The sequence below is a fragment of the Desulfosoma profundi genome (assembly GCF_055387865.1).
Genome location: NZ_AP042420.1, coordinates 432,342 through 457,052 on the forward strand (window position 1 = coordinate 432,342; position 24,711 = coordinate 457,052).

The 24,711-nt window shown below is 58.3% G+C and carries 22 protein-coding genes; 11 read left to right on the forward strand and 11 right to left on the reverse strand.

All coding sequences use genetic code 11. The annotated features are described in order from the left end of the window. The first annotated feature begins 201 nt into the window (after positions 1 to 201). On the forward strand, positions 202 to 1,755 hold the full coding sequence (locus ACZ5K9_RS01880) for a leucyl aminopeptidase (RefSeq protein ID WP_464272728.1): 1,554 nt from the start codon (positions 202 to 204) through the stop codon (positions 1,753 to 1,755). 694 nt (positions 1,756 to 2,449) lie between these two features. Here the strand turns inward: ACZ5K9_RS01880 and ftsH are convergent. Then, positions 2,450 to 4,345, reverse strand: coding sequence for an ATP-dependent zinc metalloprotease FtsH (gene ftsH / locus ACZ5K9_RS01885; protein ID WP_464272729.1), 1,896 nt, complete (start codon positions 4,343 to 4,345; stop codon positions 2,450 to 2,452). A 139-nt stretch (positions 4,346 to 4,484) separates the two neighbouring features. On the opposite strand from ftsH, the gene ACZ5K9_RS01890 reads away from it, so the two are divergent. From ACZ5K9_RS01890 to ACZ5K9_RS01935, 10 genes are all read left to right on the forward strand, one after another. After that, positions 4,485 to 6,095, forward strand: a complete 1,611-nt coding sequence (locus ACZ5K9_RS01890) for an ABC transporter substrate-binding protein (RefSeq protein ID WP_464272730.1) — start codon at positions 4,485 to 4,487, stop codon at positions 6,093 to 6,095. 95 nt (positions 6,096 to 6,190) lie between these two features. After that, positions 6,191 to 7,195 carry an ABC transporter permease gene (locus tag ACZ5K9_RS01895; protein ID WP_464272731.1) on the forward strand — a complete coding sequence of 335 codons (1,005 nt, stop codon included), beginning with the start codon at positions 6,191 to 6,193 and terminating at the stop codon, positions 7,193 to 7,195. Between the two features lies 1 nt (position 7,196). Continuing rightward, entirely contained in the window at positions 7,197 to 8,123 is a 927-nt protein-coding gene (locus ACZ5K9_RS01900) for an ABC transporter permease (protein ID WP_464272732.1), read from the forward strand. Positions 8,124 to 8,137: 14 nt separating this feature from the next. Continuing rightward, positions 8,138 to 9,232 carry an ABC transporter ATP-binding protein gene (locus ACZ5K9_RS01905; RefSeq protein ID WP_464272733.1) on the forward strand — a complete coding sequence of 365 codons (1,095 nt, stop codon included), beginning with the start codon at positions 8,138 to 8,140 and terminating at the stop codon, positions 9,230 to 9,232. Between the two features lie 24 nt (positions 9,233 to 9,256). Beyond that, positions 9,257 to 10,261 (forward strand): ABC transporter ATP-binding protein, encoded by a 1,005-nt coding sequence (locus ACZ5K9_RS01910; RefSeq protein ID WP_464272734.1) that lies wholly within the window; start codon positions 9,257 to 9,259, stop codon positions 10,259 to 10,261. 8 nt (positions 10,262 to 10,269) lie between these two features. Beyond that, a complete protein-coding gene (locus ACZ5K9_RS01915) occupies positions 10,270 to 10,857 on the forward strand; it encodes a deoxycytidylate deaminase (RefSeq protein WP_464272735.1) in 588 nt (195 codons plus the stop codon). Between the two features lie 5 nt (positions 10,858 to 10,862). Next, the gene (locus ACZ5K9_RS01920; protein WP_464272736.1) at positions 10,863 to 12,323 is read left to right on the forward strand and encodes a thymidylate synthase; all 1,461 of its coding nucleotides are present in this window, start codon (positions 10,863 to 10,865) and stop codon (positions 12,321 to 12,323) included. 17 nt (positions 12,324 to 12,340) lie between these two features. Next, positions 12,341 to 13,036 (forward strand): HAD family hydrolase, encoded by a 696-nt coding sequence (locus ACZ5K9_RS01925; RefSeq protein WP_464272737.1) that lies wholly within the window; start codon positions 12,341 to 12,343, stop codon positions 13,034 to 13,036. Then, the gene (locus tag ACZ5K9_RS01930) at positions 13,033 to 13,941 is read left to right on the forward strand and encodes an esterase/lipase family protein (RefSeq protein WP_464272738.1); all 909 of its coding nucleotides are present in this window, start codon (positions 13,033 to 13,035) and stop codon (positions 13,939 to 13,941) included. Before ACZ5K9_RS01925 ends, ACZ5K9_RS01930 begins: the two co-directional genes overlap by 4 nt. An 85-nt stretch (positions 13,942 to 14,026) precedes the next feature. Next, positions 14,027 to 14,302 carry an FAD assembly factor SdhE gene (locus ACZ5K9_RS01935; protein ID WP_464272739.1) on the forward strand — a complete coding sequence of 92 codons (276 nt, stop codon included), beginning with the start codon at positions 14,027 to 14,029 and terminating at the stop codon, positions 14,300 to 14,302. 247 nt (positions 14,303 to 14,549) lie between these two features. Here ACZ5K9_RS01935 and ACZ5K9_RS01940 read toward each other — a convergent pair whose 3' ends face one another. The 10 genes from ACZ5K9_RS01940 to ACZ5K9_RS01985 all read right to left on the reverse strand — a co-directional run bounded on the left by ACZ5K9_RS01940 (position 14,550) and on the right by ACZ5K9_RS01985 (position 24,567). Next, complete coding sequence (locus ACZ5K9_RS01940; RefSeq protein WP_464272740.1) at positions 14,550 to 16,640, reverse strand: TRAP transporter permease; 2,091 nt, start codon at positions 16,638 to 16,640, stop codon at positions 14,550 to 14,552. Beyond that, positions 16,628 to 17,035 carry a hypothetical protein gene (locus ACZ5K9_RS01945; protein ID WP_464272741.1) on the reverse strand — a complete coding sequence of 136 codons (408 nt, stop codon included), beginning with the start codon at positions 17,033 to 17,035 and terminating at the stop codon, positions 16,628 to 16,630. Before ACZ5K9_RS01945 ends, ACZ5K9_RS01940 begins: the two co-directional genes overlap by 13 nt. A gap of 15 nt (positions 17,036 to 17,050) precedes the next feature. Further along, the gene (locus tag ACZ5K9_RS01950; protein WP_464272742.1) at positions 17,051 to 18,046 is read right to left on the reverse strand and encodes a TAXI family TRAP transporter solute-binding subunit; all 996 of its coding nucleotides are present in this window, start codon (positions 18,044 to 18,046) and stop codon (positions 17,051 to 17,053) included. A gap of 186 nt (positions 18,047 to 18,232) precedes the next feature. Then, positions 18,233 to 19,789 carry an acyl-CoA carboxylase subunit beta gene (locus tag ACZ5K9_RS01955; protein WP_464272743.1) on the reverse strand — a complete coding sequence of 519 codons (1,557 nt, stop codon included), beginning with the start codon at positions 19,787 to 19,789 and terminating at the stop codon, positions 18,233 to 18,235. Between the two features lie 12 nt (positions 19,790 to 19,801). After that, the gene (acd, locus tag ACZ5K9_RS01960) at positions 19,802 to 20,959 is read right to left on the reverse strand and encodes a glutaryl-CoA dehydrogenase Acd (RefSeq protein WP_464272744.1); all 1,158 of its coding nucleotides are present in this window, start codon (positions 20,957 to 20,959) and stop codon (positions 19,802 to 19,804) included. Positions 20,960 to 20,980: 21 nt separating this feature from the next. Next, positions 20,981 to 21,196 carry a biotin/lipoyl-containing protein gene (locus tag ACZ5K9_RS01965; protein ID WP_464272745.1) on the reverse strand — a complete coding sequence of 72 codons (216 nt, stop codon included), beginning with the start codon at positions 21,194 to 21,196 and terminating at the stop codon, positions 20,981 to 20,983. A gap of 78 nt (positions 21,197 to 21,274) precedes the next feature. After that, on the reverse strand, positions 21,275 to 22,393 hold the full coding sequence (locus ACZ5K9_RS01970; protein ID WP_464272746.1) for a sodium ion-translocating decarboxylase subunit beta: 1,119 nt from the start codon (positions 22,391 to 22,393) through the stop codon (positions 21,275 to 21,277). Further along, on the reverse strand, positions 22,390 to 22,518 hold the full coding sequence (locus ACZ5K9_RS01975; RefSeq protein WP_464272747.1) for a hypothetical protein: 129 nt from the start codon (positions 22,516 to 22,518) through the stop codon (positions 22,390 to 22,392). The genes ACZ5K9_RS01970 and ACZ5K9_RS01975 overlap by 4 nt, the downstream gene beginning before the upstream one ends. A 7-nt stretch (positions 22,519 to 22,525) precedes the next feature. After that, the gene (locus ACZ5K9_RS01980) at positions 22,526 to 23,728 is read right to left on the reverse strand and encodes a CaiB/BaiF CoA transferase family protein (RefSeq protein ID WP_464272748.1); all 1,203 of its coding nucleotides are present in this window, start codon (positions 23,726 to 23,728) and stop codon (positions 22,526 to 22,528) included. 26 nt (positions 23,729 to 23,754) lie between these two features. Further along, positions 23,755 to 24,567, reverse strand: a complete 813-nt coding sequence (locus ACZ5K9_RS01985; RefSeq protein WP_464272749.1) for an IclR family transcriptional regulator — start codon at positions 24,565 to 24,567, stop codon at positions 23,755 to 23,757. Positions 24,568 to 24,711: the final 144 nt, after the last annotated feature.

Below are 24,711 nucleotides of genomic sequence, written 5' to 3' on the forward strand. Positions count from 1 at the left end.
TCCGAAGGACCCGAGCTTCCAATGTCCCGGGCGGGCGCCCGAGCGTTCCGGAGGCTTCCACTTCCGCAAACCGGGGCTCATGGGGTAAGGCCCGACACGGTCCGGGCTCTTCGCTGCCTGTACCCCGCGTCATGGACTGGAAGGCCATAGACGTCATGATCCCAAAGGCATGGTTTTACCTTGTGCATAGAGGGTTGATGGATGATCCCGAATGAAATGGAGGAGGAAAAAGGCATGGAACTGAAACACACGGTTGGGGCTTTTTCTCAATGGAGCGGCGATGTCATTGTGTTTTTTATCTGGCAGGACGACGAAGTCTTTCCTCAAGGTTGTGCCCGGTGGATGGACGCGGAAGCTCCTTGGCTCAAGGCCGGTCACGCCCTCAAAGACTTTCGCGCAAAAAAATCCGATTTGCTTCTGCTCTACGCCCCCGCCGAAGCCGCGATCGCCCGTGTTCTTTTGGTCGGTTTGGGAAAAAGAAAAGACTGGTCCTTGGAAACCTTTCGTCATGCGGCGGCCATGGCGGTCCGACGCTGTCGGGATTTGTCGCTGGAACGAGTCATTGTGCCGACCGTGGCGATGGAGGGGCTTCCGGAAAAGGAGGACGTGTTAGTTCGGGAAGCGCTTATGGCCGCCCGGCTTGGTCTCTATCGCTACGAGGAACTGAAGACGCGGGATGTGGAAAAATCCGACTGCCCCAAGGAGCTGAGCCTCTGTTCCGAAGCTCCCTTGTCTTACCTCCCCTCCGTTTTTCAGGAGGTGGAAGCCATTACGGCGGGCATCATCCTGGCCCGGGACTTGGCCACAGGGCCGTCCAACGTGGTCACCCCGACGCGCATGGCCCAGGAAGCGGCACGCGTTGCGTCCGCCCACGGAATGATCTTCGAGGCGTTCGATCTCGACAAGGGCAAGGAACTGGGCATGGGCGGATTTGTGGCGGTGGCCCAAGGATCCCGGGAACCTGCCCGGTTTATCATCTTGGAACACTGTCCCGAGGGGACGAAAGATCAGGCCCCCATGGTACTGATCGGCAAAGGTATCACTTTTGACACCGGAGGGATTTCCATCAAGCCCGCGGCCAAAATGGAAGACATGAAACACGACATGGCCGGAGCTGCCGCCGTTTTGGGAACCATGGAAGCCATCGGGCGCCTGAAGATCCCGCGCCGCGTCATCGCCCTGATGCCCTGCACGGAAAACATGCCGGACGGCCAAGCGTACAAGCCGGGGGACGTCATCAGGACCCACGCGGGACTCACCGTGGAGGTCATTTCCACCGATGCCGAGGGGCGGATGATCTTGTGCGATGCGCTGAGCTACGCGCTCCGTTATCAACCCGCCGCCATGGTGGACCTGGCCACCCTGACCGGCGCGTGCGTCATCGCCCTCGGGGATCGCGTGGCCGGACTTCTTGGAAACAACGAGGCTTTGCTGACCGCAATGAAGGATATCGGACAACCCCTGGGCGAGCTTTTCTGGCCTCTGCCGCTCTATGACTTCTACTTTGAAGACATCAAGAGCGATGTGGCGGATTTTAAAAATGTCGGAGACCGAAAGGCCGGGACCATTATCGGGGCTATGTTTTTAAAGCAGTTTGTGCCGGACTCCATCCCCTGGGCCCACGTGGATATCGCCGGAACCGTCTGGGCCGAGAAAGACCTGGGGTGGATTCCCAAAGGGGCCACAGGATTCGGGGTCCGGACCTTGGTGTCTTTGATCCGGGACTGGCACCCCTCGGGTCAAGGAGGACATTAATCCGTGAGAGTGCGCCATGAGAACAACGATCTTCGGAGCTTGCTCTATTGGCCTTAAAACTCCTGGAGAGCCCGCTGTCACATTTTCACTTGGCAGGTGCATCCATTCGGGTGTCTGGAAGTCAGCCCGGGCGGTGCTTTTCCACAGGTTCAAGTTTATCGTTACCCCAAGCGCCATGCGCGCACCTGTTATTGTCGGGGCGCCCCCGTGGTCGCCCTGACACCGGGCGCCGCCCTGATCCAACGGACCGCACCGATTCGGGGCAGGCACAGGGGCCTGCCACGACATTAAGGTTGGCCGAGGGTGCGTATCCCCTCAAAACCATGACCACAAAATCATATCCCCATGACGGGCGCCGCACGGATTCAGGGAGGCCACAGGGGGTTGATCGACCCTCGCATGGGCCGCGCCTCTAAGTGGCGAACAGACGGCCTCACGGCCCGCCGAACAAAGGCCCAGGGAACTCGTCCCCGCACGGCAAGGAGCGGACGTGGCCGTTCCCCAAGCGGCCTTTCGGGAAAAACCTCATCGGCCTTTCCTCACCCCTGTGTGGACCATCGCAAAGCGACGACCTCTCGGTGCCCCGCAAAAACGCCTCACATGCCCAGCGCTCGGTCCATCTCCGGCACCCGTGGGACCTTCTCGGGAGTATTCCCGACGTCCCCCACGCAGCGCAACTCGCTAGTCGGAAGGATCACGCCGCCCGCACCTGACGTTCCAGCTCCCTCAAGGCTTCGCCTTCCAGGACTTCCCGCTCCAGAAGGGTTTCCGCCATCTGATCCAAAAAAGCCCGCTTTTCCGTCAGGATCGCACGCACACGGGCATAGGCTTCTTCGATGAGCCGTCGGATTTCCACGTCGATGTCTTGAGCGGTCTTTTCACTATATTCCCGACCCCTGGGGGTCATGCCCAGATCCAGAAAAGCCGACCGGGGCTCACGGGTGAACGTGACCAAACCCAGCTTCTCGCTCATGCCGTATTCCATGACCATGCTCCGGGCGATGTCCGTTGCCCGCTGCAGATCGTTCTGCGCCCCGGTGGACACATCGCCGAAGACCAACTCCTCAGCCACGCGGCCTCCCAACAGGACGCACAGTCGGTCCAGGAGTTCCTCCCGGGTCATGAGGTAGCGATCTTCCGTGGGCATCTGCTGGGTGTAGCCCAGCGCGGCGATTCCCCGAGGGATGATGGACACCTTGTTCACAGGATCGGCATGGGGTACGTTCATGGCCACCAACGCATGGCCCGCTTCGTGGAACGCCACGATTTTCTTTTCCTTGGGGTTCATCGCCCGGTTTTTCTTTTCCAAGCCTCCGATGATGCGGTCGATGGCTTCCTGAAACTCGGCCATGCTCACTTCGTCTTTGTTCCGCCGCGCCGCCAGCAACGCCGCTTCGTTGACCAGATTGGCCAGGTCCGCCCCGACAAAGCCGGGGGTCATGGCCGCCACTTTTTGAAGGTCCACATCGTCGGCCAGTTGGACGTTACGGGTATGGATCTTCAGGATCGCTTCCCGACCGCGGATGTCCGGCCTGTCCACGGCCACATGCCGATCGAAACGCCCCGGACGCAATAAGGCCGGGTCGAGGATTTCCGGTCGGTTGGTGGCCGCCATGATGATGACCCCCGAATTGGCTTCGAACCCATCCATTTCCACCAGAAGCTGGTTCAGGGTCTGCTCCCTTTCGTCGTGGCCGCCCACAGGGTTGAGTCCTCTGGCCTTGCCCAAGGCGTCCAGTTCGTCGATGAAAATGATGCACGGGGCGTTTTGCTTGGCCTGGGCGAAAAGATCCCGTACCCGGGCTGCGCCCACACCCACGAACATTTCCACAAAGTCGGACCCGCTCATGCTGAAAAACGGGACACCCGCTTCTCCGGCCACGGCTTTGGCCAGCAACGTCTTGCCCGTCCCGGGGGCCCCCACCAGCAGGACACCTTTGGGGATCTTTCCTCCAAGCCTCTGGAATTTCTCCGGGTTTTGAAGGAACTCCACAATCTCTTGGAGTTCCACTTTGGCCTCGTCGATGCCGGCCACATCGTCAAAGGTGATCCCCACCTGTTTTTCCGCGTAGATTTTGACCCGGGCCTTGCCCACCGACAGCACCCCTTGGGGACCTCCTCCCATGCGTCGGATGAGGAATCCCCAAAAAAGAATGAACACCGCCATGGGGAGCAACCAGGAGAGAATCGCCTCGAGGATGCGGTTTTCCAACCGGCCGGTGTAAGCGATGCCGCGCTGATCCAACAGCCGCACGAGCTCGGGATCTTCCACCCGCACGGCGGCAAACCGGCGATTGGCCAAATCCCCTTCGGTGATCTCCCCCGTAATCCGATTGGCTTCGATGACCACGTTCCTGACGGCGCCTTGCTGCACAAGCTGTTTGAATTGAGAATACGGAATCTGGACACGTTGTTGTTGGATCATGACATCGTGGATCCATGAGATGATCATGAGGACAATGAGGAAGTACCAGAAGGAGAAATGCACCTTGCGCTTTTGGTGATCGGGTCCTCCGCCCCCCATGGATTCCTTGACGCGATCCATAAAATCTTTCAACCCCATAGGCTCCTTCTCCGATTTCTGGGCCATCCCGTCTCCTTTCCGTTTCCGCGTGCGCCAGATCCAATTTTTTGATATCTTACATGAGCTTTTCGAGGGTTGCATCAGTTTTCCTGGACAGTAGAAGGTCTTCGCCGGCAATCCACAGAACATTCAAGGAGGGAGAGGTATGAAAAAATGGGTGGGCTTCGTGTTGGCATGGGCCATTTTGTGGGCCGTTGGAGCTTCGGCGGCTACCCCGAAAACGGGAGGCACTCTGGTTTTCGGCCGAGGCGGTGACAGTGTGGGGCTGGATCCCGCCTTTGAAACCGACGGCAATTCTTTCATGATCTGTGACAACGTCTACGATCAGTTGGTTCTTTACGCCGACGAATCCACAGACATTGTTCCCGGATTGGCCACGTCATGGGAGGTGTCCCCCGATGGCCTGACCTACACGTTTCATCTCCGTAAAGGGGTGAAGTTTCATGACGGCACGGATTTCAACGCCGATGCGGTGGTCTTTTCTTTAGGCCGCATGATGAAAGAAAAGAAAGTCAAATTTTTCAAGACCCAGTGGGAATTCCCCAAAGAACAACCGCCCGCGGAATACTGGCTGTCCATGGAAATGGACAAGATCGTCGCCGGTATCGAAGCCGTGGACGACTACACCGTGGTTTTCAAGCTGGCAAGGCCCGAAGCGCCGTTTATCGCCAACATGGGAATGGATTTTGCCGCCATCGTCAGCCCTACGGCAGTGTTGAAACTGGGACCCGATTTCAAGAGCAACCCCGTGGGGACCGGGCCTTTCAAATTCGTCAAATGGATTAAAGACGACCGGATCATCCTCCAGGCCAACCCGGACTACTGGGACGGACGGCCGTATCTGGACCAAGCCATTTTCCGCACCATCCCCGACAATTCCGTGCGCTTTCTGGAATTGAAAACGGGCAACATCGACATTTGTCAGTTCCCCAATCCGGAGGACATTGAGCTCGCCGCCAAGGATCCTCGTCTGAAGCTTGTCTCCCAGCCGGGGATGAACATCGGCTATGTGAGCTTCAACCACACCAAGCCGCTGTGGCAGGACAAGCGCGTTCGAAAAGCCATCGCCTACGCCGTTAACAAAAAGGCCATTGTGGACAACATCTATTACGGCCTGGGTCAGGTGGCCAAAAACACGATCCCGCCCACCATGTGGGGCTATAACGACGATATTCAGGACTACCCCTACGATCCGCAAATGGCCAAGAAACTTCTGGATGAGGCCAAGTTTTTCGATAAGCTCAAAGAAGCCGGCCAGACGAAGATCACCCTGTGGAGCATGCCCGTTCCGAGACCCTACAATCCCAACGGGATGAAAGTGGGCGAAGCCATCCAAGCGGATCTCAAGAAAGTGGGAATCGATGTGGAATTGGTCACCTTTGAATGGGGCACGTATCTCAAGAAACAACGGGAACAAGACCCGTCCATGGACCTTTTCCAGCTGGGGTGGACGGGGGATAACGGCGATCCGGACAACTTCCTCGCCGTGCTCCTGGACGGGTACGCCGATCCCAACGTGCGGACTCAATGGAAGAATCAAGAATACCATGACCTCATTGTCAAGGCGAAGCAGGCGTCCACCAAGGACGAACGCATCAAGCTCTATCGTCGGGCTCAGGAACTGATCCACGAAGAAGTGCCGCTGATCAACTTGGCGCATTCCCTGGTGGTTTGGCCCATGAAAAAATCGGTCATGAACTTTAAATTGCATCCCACCTCCAGTATCCGCCTGCACAAGGTGTGGATTGAATCCTGAGGTGAGCCAAGCCGTCGTTGGACCTTAACAAATAAGACAACCTGAAAATGGGGGGTGGGCACCGCCCCACAACCCCCTTTTCTCACGAGGCATCCGTGCTCTCTTTTGTCGTCCGACGTCTCTTGACCCTGATTCCCACCGTATTCGGCATCTCCGTGCTGGTGTTTTTCATGATCCACCTGGTGCCCGGAGATCCCGCCGAGATGATGCTTGGGGAAAGGGCCTCCCAACAGGCCCTGCAAGAATTGCGGGAGCAGCTTGGCCTGGATCGTCCCTTGCACATTCAATACGGCCGGTTCCTCAGCCGGCTCATCCGCGGGGATCTGGGAAGGGCGTTACGCACCAGCGAAGAGATCACCAAGGAAATCGCCGAGCGGTTTCCTGCCACGGTGGAACTGTCCTTGGCGGCCATGGTGTTCGCCGTCACCCTCGGGATGCTCGCCGGTGTCATCTCCGCGACGCGCCAGTATTCTCTGTTCGACTATTCCGGGATGCTCTTGTCCCTGGTGGGGGTTTCCATGCCCATCTTTTGGCTCGGTTTGATCCTCATGATTGTCTTTTCTCTCCATCTGGGCTGGCTGCCCCTTTCCGGCCGGCTGAGTTACGATGTCCATATCGAAGCGATCACCCGGCTGCACCTTGTGGACAGTGTGCTCACGGGCAACTGGAAAGGATTCCGGGACGCCTTGTGGCACCTCATCATGCCAGCGTTCACCCTGAGCACCATTCCCATGGCGATCATCGCCCGCATCACTCGATCCAGCATGCTGGAAGTGCTTCGCCAGGACTACATCCGAACCGCCAAAGCCAAGGGACTGCCGCCCATGGTGGTACACTACAAGCACGCTCTGAAAAACGCCCTGATCCCCATCATTACGGTCATCGGTCTCCAGTTCGGCATTCTCCTCGGAGGTGCCATTCTCACGGAAACCATCTTCGCCTGGCCCGGAATCGGCCTATGGCTTTTAAATGCAGTCTACGCCCGCGATTTCAACGCCGTCCAAGGCGGCACCATGCTCATTGCCACGGCGTTCGTGACCATCAACATGGTGGTGGACATCCTCTACGCTTGGATCAACCCTCGAATCAAGGTTACCTAGCATGACGGCCGCCCACCCCATCCCTACCACACCTCAAGAGACCCGCGAAACGCCGCGACTCGAACGATCCCATGGCCCTCTCGTCGAAGCCCTGTGGCGGCTCCGCAAGAACAAGACGGCCGTCGCTGGTTTGATCATCATCGTTGTCTTTCTGGCTATGGCCGTCTTTGCCCCGACCTTGGCTCCCCACGACCCATTGGAACAATCCCTGTACGCCAAACTTAAACCCCCTGTGTGGCAACCCGGGGGCTCTTGGAAGCACCTCCTGGGGACGGATGACTTTGGGCGAGACCTCCTTAGCCGCCTGATCTACGGGGCCCGAGTCTCCATGGTCGTCGGTGTCGTGTCGGTTTCCATCGCTTTGTTTTTCGGGACCCTGGCGGGTGCCACGGCCGGCTTTTACGGTGGGGTTCTCGATCACCTCATCATGCGGTGCATGGACCTTCTGTTGGCTTTTCCCAGTATTCTGCTGGCCATCGTCATTGTGGCCTTTCTAGGACCCAGCCTGGAAAACGCCATGATCGCCATTGGGGTGGTGAGCATCCCCCGGTATGCGCGCCTTGTGCGGGGATCCGTTCTGGAAGAATACGCCAAGGACTACGTTCAGGCCGCGCGGGCCCTGGGGGCGTCGGACGCTCGCTTGATCTTTGTGCACATTCTGCCCAACTGTCTGGCTCCGTTGATTGTGCAGACAACCCTGGGCTTTGCTTCCGCCATCTTGGAAGCCGCGGCCTTGAGCTTTCTCGGGCTCGGCGCCCAACCGCCCACACCGGAATGGGGAGCCATGCTGGCCAACGGCCGGGCCCTCATCCTCAGGGCCTGGTGGGCGGTCACTTTCCCAGGCCTGATGATTCTCTTTTCCGTGTTGGGTTTCAACCTCCTCGGAGACGGCCTCCGGGACGCACTGGACCCCCGACTTCGCGAATGACAAAGGAATGCTCCATGCCTCCATTGCTCCAAGTCGATCATCTCGCAACCTATTTCCACACGGACCGCGGGACGGTGAAGGCCGTGGACGATGTGAGTTTTTCCGTGGACGCGGGGAAAACCCTCGCCCTCGTCGGCGAATCGGGATGCGGCAAGAGTGTCACCGCCCTTTCCATCATGCGGCTGATTCCTGTCCCGCCTGGAAAGATCGTCTCCGGCCGGATTCTTTTCGAGGGGACGGATCTCCTGAAGTTGTCCGAAACGGAAATGCGCCACGTTCGGGGAAACAAAATTTCCATGATCTTCCAGGAGCCCATGACTTCCCTCAACCCTGTCTTCCGCGTCGGGGATCAAATCGCCGAAGTGCTGGAACTCCACGAGAAGCTGCCTCGAAAAGAAGCCCTGGAGCGGGCTGTGGATCTGCTCCGCATGGTGGGAATCCCCTCTCCCGAATCGCGCCTTCGGGACTACCCACACCAGATGAGCGGGGGCATGCGCCAGCGGGTGATGATCGCCATGGCCTTGGCTTGTAACCCGCGGCTCCTCATTGCCGATGAACCCACTACAGCCCTGGATGTGACCATTCAGGCCCAAATCCTGGAACTCATGGATGCGTTGCGGCGGACCACCGGAACGGCGGTGCTCCTCATCACCCACGACCTGGGGGTGGTGGCGGAAACCGCCGAGCATGTGGTGGTCATGTATGCCGGCCGGGTCGTGGAGGCAGCGCCCGTACGGGAGCTTTTCCATAACCCGATGCATCCCTACACCCGGGGTCTCATGCGTTCCATTCCCAGTTTGGCCGAGGACGACAAACGCCGGCTGGATGCCATTCCAGGTGTGGTGCCCAGCCTCCTGGCGCTTCCCCCGGGGTGCAAGTTCAACGACCGCTGTGGGCACGTGATGGGACAATGCCGCGAAGCAGAGCCGCCCTTGACGGCCCTTCAGCCGGAACATTTGGTGCGATGCTGGCTTTACGAGGAGGAAGGCACTTCGACGAGGTCAGAGAACCCCCCGCCCCCAGAGGCTCAAAAGGATCCCGTTCAAGCCGCTGGACCTGGATTCGTTCAGCCGGCTCGGATCAGGCGGGGTCCGCATTCAAAGAATTGAGGATTCGAGGCAGAGCAGGAAACCATGGAACGAACACCGTCGAAAGAACCCCTCGTCGTCCTGAAAAACGTCTCCAAGGACTACCCGGTGACCGGGGGGGTGTTGCGCCGCCAAGTGGGACTGGTTAAGGCCGTGGACAGAGTCAGCCTCTCCATCCACAAAGGGGAAACCCTGGGCCTCGTGGGGGAGAGCGGCTGCGGCAAATCCACCCTCGGGCGCGTGATCCTGCAGCTGGAAAAACCGACGGCGGGCTCCATCTTTTTCTCCGGCGTGGACCTCGTGGGGCTGACCCGAACCCAAATGCGCCCTCTTCGCCGCCGGATGCAAATCATTTTTCAGGACCCGTACGCCAGCTTGAACCCGCGTCAGTCCGTCGGACGCATCATCGGCGAAGGATTGGTGATCCATCAAATCGGTACGGCGGCCGAACGTCAGGAGCGCGTGCGTTATCTCATGGAAATGGTCGGCCTGCGCCCGGAACACATCAACCGATACCCCCATGAGTTCAGCGGGGGGCAACGTCAGCGCATCGGCATCGCCCGAGCGCTGGCGCTCCAACCAGAACTCGTCATCTGTGACGAACCCGTCTCCGCCCTGGATGTGTCCATTCAAGCCCAGGTCATCAATCTCCTCATGGACCTCCAGGAACAGTTCGGCTTGACCTATTTGTTCGTCTCCCACGATCTGTCCGTGGTGCGCCACATCAGCGACCGGGTCGCCGTCATGTACCTTGGGCGCATCGTGGAATCAGCGGATAAAAAGACCCTTTATCATGACCCGCGCCATCCGTACACCCAGGCGCTTCTCGAGGCGGCCCCTCTTCCCGATCCAGACAGGAAGAGAGAACGAAAAGGCCTGACGGGCGATCTTCCCAGTCCGCTTCATCCGCCCCACGGATGCCATTTTCATACGCGTTGTCCCAAAGCCATGGACATGTGCCGCCGGTTTGTGCCATCCTTGGAACCCTATGGAGAAGGCCGCTTCGTAGGGTGTTTTCTCTATCATGAAAAGACCGAAAACGGTTCGTGAACACGCCGATGCCTCGACAACGTCCCAACTGGCATGAATACTTCATGCTCATTGCCAAAATCGTGAGCACCCGTTCCACCTGCAACTCCAGACCAACAGGGGCTGTGATCGTTAAAGACAACCACATTCTCTCCACGGGCTACAACGGCGCCATGCCCGGGGCCCCCCATTGCATCGACCAACCCGATATGGACGACGGCCGCCCTTATTGCTATCGGCGCAGTCTAGGCATCCCGGATGTGGACAAGTACAACTTCTGCAAGGCAAGCCACGCCGAAGCCAACGCTATCGCCCAGGCGGCCCGATACGGGATTTCCGTCGAAGGGGCGACACTCTACACCACCTTAGCCCCTTGCTACGTATGTTTGAAACTCATCGCCACGGCGCGCATCCGGGCGGTCTACTTCGAACAAAGCTACGACTCCGCAACACCCGAGAGAGACCTCTTCTGGCAGAACGCCGTCCGGGAAGCCGGGATCGAGATTTTCGAAAGACTGACCATTTCTCCTGAAACCTACGACTATATCCTTTCGGATATTCGCAATGTGACGTCCCGTCGGCGAACTCCGGCCACCGACTTTATCTCGAACCGATGAAACCCGTGTTCATCCCAATCCACTGCGAACCGCAGCTTATCCGCATCAACCCTTATGGGACCGTGGGCCTTCTCACTCTGTGGTCGCGCCCTGATGTGGTGCTGGCCCGTCTCGGGCGCTGCGGTCTGGACCTCAACCCAGACACGAGCCCCATCGCCGCCGTAGGCACCCTGTACGGCAACGGACTTCGGGAACTCCTCAGGAACCTGCTGTTCAACCCCCAGATTGACACCCTTGTGGTGTATGGGAGAGATCGTTCCGGATCTTTGAAAGAACTGCAGGCTTTTTTCGACCATGGTCTGGAACCCTGCCCGGGGTCTCCGGTGGCTTACGAACCCACACCTCAAGGAATCCCCACCCCGGTCCGGATCCGGGGCACCCGGCGTGTCATCGACGACTTGGTCAAACCCGAGCACTTCCACAGGCCGCCGGTGATCCGGTTCTTCGGATCCCCCCAGGACAATCCCGACGCCGAAGGCCTGATCCGATTTCTGCGCAGCTACACGCCCGCTCCTTCCACAAACGCCGGACGCCTTCAGGTCCCCCTCCCGCAAGTCCGCGTTTCGTGCTTTCCCAGCAACCCTCGAGCCCATACCGTTATCGCCGACGATCCTCTAAGTGCCTGGAAAGAGCTGATCACGACAATTCAACGCTTCGGCATCCCCGTCACTTTGGCCAAAGGGCAACGACGGGAGCTGCAGAACGTCAAGGTCGTCGTGGAACATCCGGGACCTGTCCCGGAGCCTCTTCTCCAGCGCTACGGATTTGATCCAGAAAGGTTGAAACGGTACCAAGAGGATATTCTGAGCGGGTCCATCGAGCAGGACGAAACCTACACCTACGGGAACCGTCTGAGGGTCTATTTCCACGTGGACAGCCTGAAAGCGGTCATCGGGCGTCTCCAAAAGGACCCGCAAGACCGCAAGGCCTATGCCGTGCTGTGGGATCCGCGGCGGGACCTGGAAGCTCCAACGGGTCACCCTTGCCTGGTAGGTGTCTATTTCCGCACGTTTCAAGACGCTTTGACCCTCAGCGCCGTTTTTCGGACGCACAACGCTCTGGACGCCTGGCTGGTGAACTTTTACGGCCTTATGGCCGTGCAGGATTTCGTCGCACGGGCCGTCCCGCTTCCGCCTGGACCCATCACCGTTTTCAGCCACTCCATTTCCATCGACCCGGGCCAAGCCGACCGGGCCGTCCTCATTGCTGCTGAAAAAGCTTTCCAATATAAAGAAGATCCCATGGGCTACTTCCGAATCAGTTTAGACGGGGAAGCCATCCTGGTGGAGCATCGCTACGGGGATGTCACGCTCAAGACCTACCGGCACGCCAAAGCCTCCCGGATCCAGCACGAACTGGCTCGGGACGGAGCTCTGTCGGACATCAATCACGCTCTGTACGTCGGTCGGCAATTGGAACGGGCGGAACGCTGCCTGCGTGACAAAACACCCTTCATCCAAGACTAGCACAATCTGGACGCCCTATGGAAAAGGCCGCTTTTTTTTTCGACATCGGACACACCTTGGTCACCGGCGCCCCACAATCCCCCCGCCGTCTCCTTGGCACCGTCCTAGGTTTAGATGAGGCCCAAACCAAAAGGGTGGGAAAGCTCATCATGACCCTTCCGGCCGTAGAACCGGTCACCGTCGGTCATTCCATTGCCGCACTGCTCCCCCGGCATGAACCGGACCTCATCCAACGGGAAGTGGAACGCTTGTGGAATGAACAAATCGAGTGCGTGCGGGAAATCCCCGGGGCCACGGAGCTCATCCGGCGACTGAAAAGGGCCGGACACCACATCGGAGTGATTTCCAACATCTGGCACCCATTCTTTTTGGGATTTCAGAAAACCTGCCCGGAGATCCATACTTTGGTGGACTTCCCGTTCCTGAGTTACCGGCTGGGCACCAAGAAACCCTCAGAACGGCTCTTCCATGGAGCCGTGGAGACCGCCCGGGCCCAGGGAATCCAAGACTGCTGGATGGTGGGGGACTCCTACGAGCTGGATATCGCCCCGGCTCGCCGCACGGGCATGCGCGGTTTATGGATACTTTGCCGACCCGAAAGGGAACGGCCCGTGCTCGCCGATATTCTGAACGGGAATCGTCCGGCGCCCGACGGCTGTGTGCCGGAACTCGTCGATGTGCAGGGTTTTTTGGAAAGGAGAGGGTATCTGTGATCGGTTTGATCCTTGTGCTCTTGGGGATGATCGGCTTATTTGCCCTCATCACCTTCGTCTTGTACTGGTATGAAACGGCCAACGGAGCGGCTCTGGAGGTGCTGCGGCGCCGATCGGGAAATCGAACGGGACACTGGGTGCTTCAGGGTTTCCTGTGGGCTGTCATCGCCCAGACTTTGGCCTTCCTGACCTTTCCCTTGGGATTGATGCCTCGGCGAAAGGACGTTCCTCAAGGGATCCGTCCATCGGATCCCATTGTCATCGCCATCCACGGCCTCTATCACAACCGCAGCGCCTTCGTTTTTTTGGAAAGGGCCTTGAAGCGGGCGGGTGTCCGAGATGTCCGCATGTGGGGCTATTCCAGTTGGGGAACCGATTTTTTCACCCTGGGCGAACGCCTTGCACGCGACCTGGAAACGCTGCATCGGGATTGCCCATCTCGGCCGATCCTTCTTGTGGGGCACAGCCTGGGTGGGCTCTTGGCCCGATGCGCCGCGGCAACTGTGGATCCAGGAACCGTCGCCGGATGCCTCACCCTGGGAACACCTCATCAGGGGAGTCGCTTGGCCGTGTTCGCCGTCGGAACACTCGGACGCTCCCTGGGATATCGAAGCCCACTCATTGAGAAAATCGAACAGGCCGAAAATCGCCGGCCTCGGCTCCGCGCCCCGTTCCTGGCTCTGGCTTCTCCCGTGGACAACATGGTCCTCCCCACAGAAGCCCTTGTGCCCGCAACATCCCATTGGCAGGTCCAATGGACCCCTCCCATGAGCCATGTCGCTTTGCTTTACCATCCTGCGGCACTCAAAGCCGTCGTCTCATGGGTGAAGACGTGCACCGCTCGACCCCTATCAGCCGAACCCGCGATTGCGGCAGCGGAAAATACGCCCATGGGCGCGGATTGATCTTCCTGGGAACCCCGCCAGGCCGCAGCCGGGCCGCAGGGTGGACGACGGCCCCCATCGTGTGAAAAACGGCAGGAGGTTTACCATGGACACGTCTTTGGAACGGCTTCGGAGAAAGTTGCATTACTTGTGCCGACGCCGGGCGACCCAGGAGCTGGAGCTCATCCTGACCCGCTTCTGGAACACGCACGCCCAAGGGTTCAGTGAACAGGAGCTCCAGGAACTGGAAGCCATTTTGGCCTTGGATGATATCGACCTACTGGCCATGTGTCTCGGACAAAAGCCCTTTCCGGAGAGTTTTTCCAAAGATTTGACACAGAGGCTCATCCTCACACCGCTTCGCCCTGGTGGCCAAGGGTGACCACGGGACAAGGACACTTTGACGCGTTGCCGAAAATGACTCACGGACGGGTGTCTTGTCGGGTGGACGATCGGGCGTCCTTGTCTTGGCGGGGAACCGGCCGTCTTTTCCGATAGAGACACTGCGAGGAAACAAGAAGTCGCGTGAGTGGGATTGCTCCAGCGGCACCGCTTCGGCGGTTACCCCGGGGGGCGAACCTTTAGGCTCGCCCCCCGCAGTGCCCGCTGTTTTCTAGGTCACTCCGCATTCATCCTGACACGGCCGACACGGCCGCCTTTCGGCGGGTGAGCCAGGCGTTGACTGAGACGACGAGCGCAACGGCGCCGCTGACCGCATTGCTGGGATAATGCGGATAGAAGAGCAGAAGACCACACAGGCCCAACAGCCACCGCTCAACATTCAAGAGTCGTCGGAACAAGTGGCCCACCACCCCCGCATTGAGAAAGACCACAGCCCCGATGGAGGCGATATAACGCAGGGTAATCTCCTGAAATGCGGCAAAGCCCGACAACGTCTGCGTCACGGGAAGGATCAGGAGAGCCGTCCCGCTGAACGACAGGATGAAAGTCAATCCGATGAAATACTTGGGCAAGGCTACCCTCGAGGCAAAGACCCCCGTCTTGATGGGATCCGTTCCCATGACCGCTCCGGCGGCATAGGCCGAAAGAGCCACGGGTGGGGTGACTTCCGCCAGCACTGCGAAATAGAAGAGGAACATGTGGGTGGCTAAGAGGGCGGGTCCCTCGGGGATTCCGCTCATCATGGCCAATTTCTGAATGGTCGGCGCGGTCAGGGCCGAAGTCAAAACGTAGGTGGCGATAGGCGGCACGCCCATCCCCAGAATGAGGCTGAAAGCGCCGGTGAACAGCGTCGCGAAAAGGATGCTCGAGCCGCTGATCTTCAGCATGACAATGGAAAACTTTGACGCCAGGCCGCTCAACACCATCATGGACATAATCATGTTGGCGGCGATGACCGCACTGGCGATGTGCAGCAGCGAGGTGATCCCCTCTTCCAAAGCCTCCCAGATCTTGGCCACCGGGGGGCGGACCGATTTGTCCATATAGGCGAAGAGCACAAACAGGGCGATGGCTACAGACACGGTAAGGTTGATGGAAATACCTCGATAGATCAACGCGATGATGAAAAGGATGGGAATAAAGACATAGGAATAACGCCAGAAATAAGCCCAGTTGGTTGTGGAAGCCACCTCCAGGTGAGGGAGCCCCTCGCGGCGCACGTAAAGCTCATTGTATAAGAGGATACCCAGGAGGTAGAGTAACATGGGACCTGTGGCCATGATGATGATCATGGAATAGGGAATAGACAAAAGTTCCACCATGATGAACGAAATGGAGCCCATGACCGGTGGGGTGATGTAAGCGATGGAACCCACCGTGGCGATCACACCCGCCGCCACGAGACGGTTGTAGCGAACCTGGTCGTAAAGCGGCTTTGTCAGGGTGGCCACGAATTGGGTGTCCGCGGCGCCGGATCCGGAAAACATTCCCATGAGGACGGCCATGACGGAACTGGCCCGACCGGGAGACGCCGGACTGCGACCAACCAGAAGCAGAGCGATATTGGCAATGATTTTCCCAAAACCCATCTGGGTCACCACCGCCCCCAGCGTGGTGAAGTAGATCAGATACTTCAAGGAAACGCCGGTGATGGACCCAAAGATGCCCGCCTCCGTTTCGCAATACATCTTCCCCAGAAGCATATCCACGCTGAAACCGGGATTGGAAAAAACGCCCGGAACGTGATGTCCGTAGATATTATAAAGGACGAAAACCATGACCAAAGTGGGCATGATCGGCCCGCTCAACCGAAAGATCACCCCGAGCACCAAGAGGATTTCGCTCAGCGCCATGAAAAGATCCCACGGTTCCGGGAGGATGGCCCGGTAGATGAGTTTCTCGTAGGCCGCCACAAGATAAATGAACGGTGCCAGGCTCAACAGCCCACAGATGAGGTTGGCCATTTTGCCAATCGGGGGAATGGTGACGGAGAGCATCGTCAGGGCCCACACGGCAACGGCCAGGACCTTCATAAACACGGGAAGATCCAAACGTAGAAATTCCCAGGTCAGAAAGCCTGTCATGACGAGCAGGGGAAGCGCCCCCCAGAATTGCCGACTTTTCAGCCGAAAAATGCAAACCCAATAGCCCAACAGCGCGATGAGGCACACGTGGGTGGCCCGCTGCACCTGAGTGAGATCCAGGATGGAAATCCTCCAAGTGGAAAAGGGCGTGTATGGGTGAACGACGAGGTAGAGATGGTAAAGCGTTCCCACAATCGCCAGTACATGCACAAGTCTTCGAATCAAAACGTCCATAAGAGAGTCACCTCCACGCAGCCGTCTTGAATCTCCCACCTGTCGTCACCAACGGAGAGCGCGATGCCATGGATACTGCACAGCTTCAGCGAGGAAGTCTTCTGGCGGGAAAGAACCGGGTCGATGGCATAGGTTCCAGATGTGTAATAATTCTCCGTCTCTTCGTCCGTTTCCATGGAAAAGTCGCTGAACTGCCCTCGAACTCTAAAATGAATGGTTACAGGCTTTAGAGTCACCGAGTTGACAAAACGGATGGTCCCCTTCTCGTAACGCCAGAACAAGACCCGGCTCGACCCGTTTTGTCCAACGATCTGTGCAGGCTTCAGGAGAAACCCCACGGCGATCCAGCCGAACATGAGGAGCATCCAACAGATCACCGCGGGGCGAAGGTTCATGGATGGCCGTCCCCGTTACTTCACGAGGCCTTTCTCCTTGAAGTAGCGCACGGCTCCGGGATGATAGGGGATCGCCGTCGTGCCGATGAATCGCGCGGTATTTTCCGCGGTGGTGTCTTTGGACGGCTTCACCGAAGCATGGAGCGTTTCCAGATTTTCGAAGACTGTTTTGGTGATGGTGTAAGCGAGATCCTCAGGGAGGGCTTCCGGCCCCATGAACATGTTCCAGAAGGCCAAAGAGGGAACGTCTTCATTCAAGGAGTAGATGTCTTTCTTGATGACGGTCGGATCCACAAGTCCCTTGAATTCATTCATAAATGCGGCTACCGCAGGATCCGTTGGAGGAAGGGGGACCAGCATGAGGTTCACCCCCTTGCGCTTGAGCGTGTTGGCCAATTCCACGATGCTCCCCGTAGGCAGCCCCCCTGACCAGAAATACGCGTCAATGGTCCCGTTGGCCAAGGCCTCATCGGATTCTTTGGCCCCAAGCTTTTCCCACTTCTTGAATTTCTCAGGATCAATTTGGGCGGCCTTCAGAAGATTCAGGGCCGTAAACTCCGTCCCGCTGCCGGGTGCTCCCGTGGAGACACGCTTTTCCTTGAGATCCGCCAAGGTTTTGATCCCCGACTGATCTGTGGTGACCACATGGAGGTAATTGGGGTACATCATCCACAGGATGGTGGCTTTGACAGGCTTGTCGGCGAATTTTTCGTGTTTTCCCGTCACGGCGAAATAGGCCGTGTCCGGAAGAACCGTCCCGAGAAAGAAAGTTTTCTTGGTAGGGTCGGTTTTATCTCGAATGAGCAGCATGTTGTCCACAGATGCCGCCGTCTGAATGGCCGTTGCCGGAATGGCGTTGGCCTTGGTGAGGATTTCGGCGACCTGCGTCCCATAATAGTAGTAGACGCCGCCGATCCCCCCCGTGGCAATGATGGCCTTAGCCGATTCCGCCTGCGCTTGACCGGCAAAAAGACACAAGACGAAAACCCACGCCAAACAGAGCTTCTTCATAAACATCTCCTTTCTCTTGAGCCATTCGTCCCCTGCTGCCTCAACCAAACCCCTATGCCAACATCCGGAAACCAGCCACGACCTCTGACAAATCCGTACAATTTTTGTCGAGAAGAAACAACATTTTTAGGTACCACAAAAAAGGGGAAAGAACTCTGCGGCGGTTCTTTCCCCTTTAATCCGTCGTCACACCGGCGTGATGCCATGCTTGCGCTCCGGCGCCTCTTCCTCTTTGTCCATGGTCATCTCCAGGGCTTTGATGAGGCGTCGGCGCATTTCCCCAGGCAGGATGATGTCATCCACATGCTGCAATCCTGCGGCATACGTGGGATTCACGTAGCGTTCCATGAATTCCGCTTCCCGTTCGGCCCGCATCTTTTCCGGATCCGGAGCCGAAGCGATTTCCTTGCGGAAAAGAATGTTCACCGCCCCTTGGGGGCCCATGAGGCAGATTTCCGCCGTGGGCAGGGCAAAGACCACGTCTGCCCCGAGATCCTTACTGCACATGGCCAAATACCCGCCGGCATAGGCTTTTCGGACAACGCAGGTGATTTTCGGCACGGTCGCTTCCGCGTAGGCATAAAGCATCTTGGCCCCATGGCGGATGATTCCGTTGTGTTCTGAACGTGTCCCGATGAGAAAGCCCGGGACATCCTGAAGATTGATGAGGGGGATGTTGAAGGCGTCACAGAACCGAATAAATCGAGAGCCCTTGTCCGCCGCGTTGTAGTCCAGTGCGCCGTTGTATTTCATGGGGTTGTTGGCGACCACGCCGACCACATGGCCGTTGAGGCGGGCAAAGCCGATGATGAGGTTCTGGGCGAACTCCTTCTTCAGTTCAAAAAAGCTCCCTTGATCGAACACCACCTCGATCACACGGCGCATGTTGTACAGTTTCTTTTGGTCCGTTGGAATAATGGTTTCCAGTTCCGACGTGTCCCGATCCGGTCGATCGTCAGGGACCTCGTAAGGAGGCAGCTCCTTGTTGTTCAGAGGCAGATAGGACAGCAGACGCCGCGTCTGTTCGAGACATTGCCGATCGTCAGCCATGGTCCCATCCGAAACCCCGGTGATCCGCCCGTGGACTTTCGGACCGCCCAAGGACTGCTCATCGGTCTTTTCGTAAACGACCGCCTCCACCAGCGGCGGGCCGGCGATAAACATGGAGCTGGTTTTGTCGACCATGAAGATGAAGTCCATGAGAGCTGGCGAGTACGCCTGACCACCGGCCACAGGGCCCATGATCAGGGCGATTTGGGGAACAACCCCCGACGCAGCCACATGTCGGTAAAACAGCTGGCCGTACTGAGACAACGCCCCCATCTGCTCCGTCACGCGGGCCCCGCCAGAGTCGTTGATGCCCACCACCGGGTAACCGTACTTTCGGGCCATATCGATGATCTTGCAGATCTTTCGCCCGTGGCGCTCCCCAAAAGTTCCCGCCACGACCGTAAAGTCTTCCACGTAAGCCATGCATCCCCGACCGTTCACTTCTCCATAGCCGATGATGACGCCGTCGGCGGGCAGATCCTTCTTGTCCAGCCCGTAATCCCGCCCGATGTGCTTGGCGAAAAGATCCAGTTCCTCAAAGGTGCCGGGGTCGAACAAGAGCTCAATGCGCTCCCGGGCCGTGAGCTTCCCCTTGGCATGCTCTTTCGCCTGAAGATCGGCTCCCCCGCCCGCCCGAAGCCGCTCGCGCTCGGCTTGGAATTTTTCCGTCAGCTCTTTCCACTCGGGTGCCATGCCCCCCTCCTTCTACCGGTTCGGCTGGTGACCGCACGTAATGCCCGCAATGATCATCTTCTGCACATTGCTCGTCCCTTCCACGACCTGGTAGGACTTCACATCGCGATAGTAGCGTTCTATGGGATATTCCGTGGAAAACCCGTAGGAGCCGAAGATTTTCATGGCTTCGTTGGCGGCGCGGACGGCGGCTTCGGAGGCGAAAAACTTGGCAATGGACGTCTGGAGCTGATTGGGTTTGCCTTGATCCTTCAGGTACGCCGCGTGATAGACGAGCCATTTGGCGGCTTCGTGTTCCGCGGCCATCTCGGCGATCTGGGCCTGGATCATCTGATAGGTGGAGATGGGATTGCCGAACTGGGTTCTTTCATTGGCGTATTTCACCGCCAATTCCAGACACGCGCCGGAAACCCCGAGGGCTCCCGCGGCACAGCTCAGCCGCGTGTTGTTGAGCATCCACATGCAGATCTTGAAGCCCTCACCGACCTGCCCCAGGACGGCGTCCTTGGGAATCTTCGCGCCATCAAAGATGAGCTCACCCGTTGGAGAACAGTGCAAGCCCAACTTGGACTCGATGGCACGCCGCTCAATGTTGGGATTGTTCGCCACATCCACAATGAAGCACGTCATGCCTTTGTATTTCTTTTCCTTGTCGGTGTAGGCGTACACCAAGCCCACGTCGGCCACGGGGGCATTGCTGATCCACATTTTCTGGCCGTTCAGTTCCCAATGGTCGCCCATATCCTTTGCCGTGGTCCGCATTCCTGCCACATCGGAACCGGCGTTGGGTTCCGTGATGGCAAAAAACCCGATTTTCTCCCCGGAGACCCAGCCGGGAATGTAGGCCTTCTTTTGTTCCTCGGTGCCAAACTGGTTCACGGTTACGGCCGGGCCGATGTTTTGCATGTTGAAAGGAACACGCCACGACGGGGACACCTTGGCAATCTGTTCGGTCATGAGCACCGATTCGACGAAGCCCATGCCGTTTCCCCCATACTCCTCGGGGATGCAGCAGCCGAAAAAGCCCAATTCCCCCATCTTCCTCAATCGCTCCCGGTTGAACACGTGCCCGCGCTCCTCGGCCTCCACGGTGGGAAGGATCTCTTTTTCGGCGAAACGGCGCGCCTGTTCCTGCACCATCCGTTGTTCTTCGGTGAGTTCAAACTGCATGAGCGTCTCCCTTCCTGCGGGTTATTCGATGACAAGCAAGACGTCGTCTTCTTCCACGCGATCACCTTCGGAGACTTTGATCTCCTTGACGATCCCGCTGCACGGCGCATGAACGGCCGTCTCCAGCTTCATGGATTCCATGACGAGGACCTCATCGTCTTCCTGCACCGCGTCACCGGGCTTGACCTTGATTTTCAAAATTTTGCCCACCATGGGGGCCAGGACGTCTTCGGCCATGTTCAGTCCTCCTTGTGGTTCGTTCAATGGGTCATCCGTGGATCTTTTCACCGAAAGGACAACACCGCTCGAGGCGGTTTATTTCAACATGGAAAGGAACACCCCAGCCGCCAAAATGGTTCCAATGACGCCGGCGATGTTCGGACCCATGGCAAACATGAGCAGGTAATTTTTCTTATTGGCCTCACTGCCCAACTGATGGACCACCCGGGCTGACATGGGCACGGCCGACACCCCTGCAGCGCCGATCAAGGGGTTGATCTTATCCCTGAGGAATAGGTTCATGAACTTGGCAAAGAGGACTCCCGACGCGGTGCTTACGGCAAAAGCCCCCAGCCCGAGAACGAAGATGAAAATCACCTTAGGCTGGAGAAACGTCGCGGCGTTCATGGTCGCCCCCACGGACAAACCCAGAAAGATGGTCACAATGTTCATGAGTTCGTTCTGGGCCGCTCCGGCCAAACGCTCCACCACCCCCGATTCCCGGAAAAGGTTCCCCACCATGAACATGACCATGAGAGGAGCCGACGCCGGCACGACAAGCACTGTGACCAACGTGGCGACAATGGGAAAGAGAATCCGCTCGAGTTTAGGAACCTTTCGGGATTTTTTCATGACGATGGCCCGCTCCGCCGGGCTTGTCAAAAGCTTCATGACCGGCGGCTGGATGATGGGCACCAAGGCCATATAGGAATAAGCCGCCACGGCGCAACTGCCCAACATGTGCGGGGCCAGCCTCGTGGCCAGGTATATGGTCGTCGGGCCGTCTGCGCCCCCGATGATTCCCGTCGTGGCAGCTTCCGGCAGGCTCATGCCCAAGAGACGGGCAATGAAAAACGTGACATAGACGCCCACTTGGGCTCCGGCCCCGAGAAACACCAAAGACGGCCGGGCGAGCATCGGCCCGAAGTCGGTGAGGGCCCCCAACCCCATAAAGATGACAGGTGGAATAATTTCCCACTGAAGCCCGTAGTGGTAAAAACGCCAAAGGAGACCCTCGCCGGGCTCCATCAAGCCCGTCAGCGGAAGATTGGCCACCAAGATTCCAAAGCCGATGGGCAAGAGCAGCAGCGGTTCAAATTGTTTCGCGACGGCCAGGTAAATGAGCACGCCCGCAACCCCCCACATGAACACCATGCCGGGCGTCACCGCCAACAGGCCCATTTGGGTCAACAAATCGAGGGGTCCCCCGTTCATGAATGCTCCTCCTTACCCAGGCGCCGAACGAGCCAGGCCAAAAGATGCATGGCTCCATAGAGCACGCCCATCCCGAGAAAAACCCCGACGACGCCATTGACGAAAATGATGAGCGCTTCACCCATGGCCTTCTTAAATCACCCCCTGCTGCCGCAAACGCCGGATCTCTTCATCGGAATACGCCAACTCCTGCCGAAGGACCTCATCGGTGTGTTCTCCCAAAAGCGGTGGGTGCCTTTCAATGAGGCACGGAGTGTCCGAAAACTTCATCGGACTCGCCACCAACTTCACGGACCCGGCCGTGGGATGCGGAACTTCGGCGACCATTTCCCGGGCCAGCACCTGCGGATCCGAAAACACGCGGTCCAACGTGTTGATCGGTCCACAGGGGATTTTCAGCCGGTCCAAGGCTTCCAGCCATTGGTCCCCGGTCATCTGAAGCATGGCTTGGGCGACCAGCGGGATGAGCTCTTTGCGGTGGATCACCCGTTGCGGGTTGGTCGAAAATCGGGGATCATCCGCCAGATGCTCCAAACCGGCCAGCCGACAAAAGTCCTGCCATTGCCGGTCGTTACCCACCGCGAGGGCGATATACGTCCCGTCTTTGCACTTGAACGGCTCATAGGGGACGATGTTCGGGTGGGCGTTGCCGTATCTTTTGGGAATCTCCCCTGAGACAAGGTAGTTGCTACCCACGTTAGCCAACCAAGCCACCACGGCATCCAGTAAGGCCACATCGATGTGTTGCCCTCGGCCGGTGACGCTTCTGTGGTGCAGCGCCGCCAAAATGGCACTGCAGGCAAAAAGGCCCGCCGTGATGTCCACGATGGCTACACCCACTTTCATGGGAGGGCCGTCAGGGTCCCCGGTGATGCTCATGATCCCGCCCATGCCCTGAATCATGAAATCGTAGCCCGGTTTGTCCTTGTAGGGGCCGTTCTGGCCGAATCCCGTAATGGAGCAGTAAATCAGCCGGGGGTTGATTTTCTTGAGGTCTTCGTAGCCCAATCCCATCTTGGGCAGGGTGCCTACCTTGTAATTCTCGATGAGAATGTCGCTTCGAGAAGCCAAGGCGCGGATGATGTTTCGGCCTTCTTCTTTCTTGAGGTCTACCGTGATGCTGCGCTTGTTGCGGTTGACACACAGGTAATATGCGGCCTCCCCCCCCGCTTCCGGGGGGCCCCACTGGCGGGTGTCATCCCCGACCCCAGGCCTTTCCACCTTGATGACATCCGCCCCCATGTCCCCCAGCATCATGGAGCAGTAGGGTCCCGCGAGAACCCGAGAAAGATCCAACACTTTGATGCCGCTCAACGCCGTGGCTCGCTGCGTCATAGCCCTCCCCTTCTCTCGGTCCACAATCACTTTTGGGATGTCCCAGCCGCATGGGGTTTAGGATAAGGCCCCTGCCAGCCCATACGTCGGGACAGCTCCCGGCCTGCATTCAAGAGGTGCAACAGACAACGCTGCTTGTGTTCCTGTTTTCCGAAACGGAGCTCCGGCAGGGCCATGCTGAGTGCCGCGACCAGATGGCCGCCATGGGAGAAAACAGGAACGCTCAAAGAGCCCAACCCTAAGGTGCGCTCAGCCAGACTTTCCGCATAGCCGCGGCTTCGGATGGCGGCGATTTCCGCCCTGAGCGCCTCTATGTCCACGATGGTGTTCGGGGTGAGCGGTGCCGGCGAAAGCTCGGCAAGGTAGGTATCCACAACGCTCTCCGGGGAGAAGGCCAACAGGCACTTTGAGGAGGCTCCGGCGTAGAGGGGCGATCGGTTTCCTACGGGCATGCCCGCCCGAAGCGACTGCATGGATTCCACACTGTCGATGCACAGCCTTTCCCGGCCGTCCACCACATTGAGATGGACCGTCTCCCCTGTTTCGAAACTCAGCCGGCGCATGATCGGCGCGGCTTCCCGCACCACGCTGTGCTGACTCTGCAGCACCTCGAGAAACCGGTAATAGATTGGGCCGAGCCGGTATTGTTGCGTCTGGGGATCCTGATCGATGAAGTGATGGGCCTTCAAGGTCTGCAAAACCCTCTGGATGGTCGCGGGGCTGAAGCCCAGGTGGGCCGCAAGTTCCCGCACGCCCCACTGCGGACGGTCCACTTGGAAGGCCAGGAGCACCTGAAGGGCTTTTTCGATGGCATTGGGCTGTCCCGATCGTTTCATCATAAAAAACACCGTTTTTTTACATGGCCAAATAGCAGAGATCCCGTCCCCTTGTCAAGCCTTTCGCCTGCCCCCTTTGGGCTGCACTCGATCCCCTCATCCGCCGCCACCTGCCGCTCCAAGGGCCCGCACACTCCGACCAGCCCC